Source organism: Acinetobacter sp. 228 (assembly GCF_048147885.1).
Genome location: NZ_JAYWYV010000648.1, coordinates 1 through 1,008, shown reverse-complemented (window position 1 = coordinate 1,008; position 1,008 = coordinate 1). Strand labels below are relative to the sequence as shown.

The window sequence follows — 1,008 nt, the reverse complement described above, 5'->3', positions numbered from 1 at the left end:
AAGTGCTTTGAGTTTGAGCGTTTGAGCTATTCTAGAGTCTGCCAAAGCAAGCCATTCTCTTAAACAATAATGATGGATTGAATGTTTAAATACATGGGCTAGAGAAAGAGTATGATCTTGTTCAATGTATTGAATAACTTTTTGGGCGGTAGTTTGTGCATTATCGTTTTCTTGAATAGCCAGTTGATAAATTAATTTTTGGCTTAAGCTGATAAAAGCACGGTTTTTACTTAAAACGAGCGGGGTTTGCAGTGCAATACCAATTTGGTCTGCACCCATTGCTGCTGCAGGGAGCATCGCAGATAAACAATGTGCAGCATCTAATAAACCAAAAGCTAAACGGTCGCGTAGACTTGCCCATGATGCTTCTTTGACTAAGGTAACATCTAAATCGACTTCTTCGAAGAAACCTTGCTGCTTTGCCCAAAGTAAAGCGATGCAATCAAGTAAAGGAATATAGCCGAGTTGCAATTGAGTCTTTTCTAATTTGCTCATTTATTCATCCTTTAGTTGATCATTTAGTAATTTTTGAGCGTCAAGTAAACGCCGTGCCATTTCTCCAATCGTTATACGGTGACTCATGGCATTTTTTCTGAGTAATTGAAAAGCTGTGTCTTCAGGTAAGCCATGCAGTTGCATGAGTAGCACTTTGGCCTTTTCAACATCTTTACGGTCTGCCAGTTTGGTTTGAGCTTCTTTTAAGTCACCTTCGAGCTTTTTATGTTTTTTATATTGCTCAATTGAAATCTCTAAAATGGTATGTAAGCGAGCGGGGTCTATGCCATCTACAATATAAGCCGTTACGCCTGCATCTATAGCTTGTTTGATGGTGTCTTTATCTGAATTTTTAGTGAATAGAACAGTTGGTAGGTCATAGCTACTCACACAACTTTCAATAATGTCACGATGGGGATGATCCATATCGAGCAAGATGACATCGGCTTGTAAATCTTCAAGACGAAAAATATTTAAGTGGTCCAAAGTAAGGCAGGCAACCACTTCAAAGTC

The 1,008-nt window shown here is 38.8% G+C and carries 2 protein-coding genes; both read right to left on the bottom strand.

Annotated features, from left to right (window positions below):
* Positions 1-495: ABC transporter substrate-binding protein (locus tag VXQ92_RS21570; protein WP_416683126.1), on the bottom strand; the 495-nt coding region annotated here is incomplete at its 3' end.
* On the bottom strand, positions 496-1,008 hold a 513-nt coding region (locus VXQ92_RS21565), incomplete at its 5' end, for an ANTAR domain-containing response regulator (RefSeq protein ID WP_416683125.1).